The sequence below is a fragment of the Ruegeria sp. AP12 genome (genome assembly GCF_056540025.1).
Window position 1 is genome coordinate 1 of the sequence record NZ_JBQFVZ010000220.1, and the last position, 680, is coordinate 680.

The 680-nt window shown below is 57.9% G+C and carries 1 protein-coding gene and 1 pseudogene; one reads left to right on the top strand and one right to left on the bottom strand.

The genetic code is table 11. The features are described 5' to 3' along the window. Nucleotides 1-70: 70 nt before the first annotated feature. A pseudogene (locus ACR0E6_RS22395) lies at nt 71-331 on the top strand (DUF411 domain-containing protein); the annotation flags it as partial. 211 nt (nt 332-542) lie between these two features. Here the strand turns inward: ACR0E6_RS22395 and ACR0E6_RS22400 are convergent. After that, nucleotides 543-635, bottom strand: coding sequence for a GDCCVxC domain-containing (seleno)protein (locus tag ACR0E6_RS22400; RefSeq protein WP_480587517.1), 93 nt, complete (start codon nt 633-635; stop codon nt 543-545). Nucleotides 636-680 lie beyond the last annotated feature (45 nt).

Below are 680 nucleotides of genomic sequence, written 5' to 3' on the forward strand. Positions count from 1 at the left end.
CAAAATCATGCGGGCGGAAGGTTTTGAAGTAGGCGTGTAAAACAGTGCTTGGGAGGCCTTGAACGCTTACAAAACCGCCAATGGGATTCCGGAGGGCATGATGTCATGCCACACGGGTCGCGTGGAGGGCTACATGATCGAAGGACACGTCCCATCCGCTGACATTCGGCGCCTGCTGGGCGAACGCCCGAATGCTGTCGGACTGTCGGTTCCGGGAATGCCTTTCGGCTCACCGGGCATGGGGCCGGAAAGTGAACGCGAAGCCTTCGACGTCTTTCTGATCCGCAAGGATGGAACCACAGAGGTGTTCGCCAGCTACCCGGCCGCATAATTTCCCGATGGCGCTGGCAAGATCCTGACAAACACGGCGCTCGCTTCTGCTGCCTGGTTTACGTGACATTCTTCACGGCAAACCAGTTGATCCGTGACTTCACGCCTGCCTTGTCCTACCGGGCAAGTTCCAGCCTACGGTGAAAAAATACCTGCGTCCGCAAAGCCTGATGACCGGCTTTGCGGACAAAACCGACATCCCGGTCGCCGTATCAACCGCAGCATTTGTCGCCCGCCTGAATTGGCGGGCATGGGGCCGATCCGTAGGAACAGTAGACGCAGCAATCGCCGGGAAGTGGCTTCAGGACTTTTCCGCAAGATGTGCATTCGTAGAACCACTGGCACGCGTC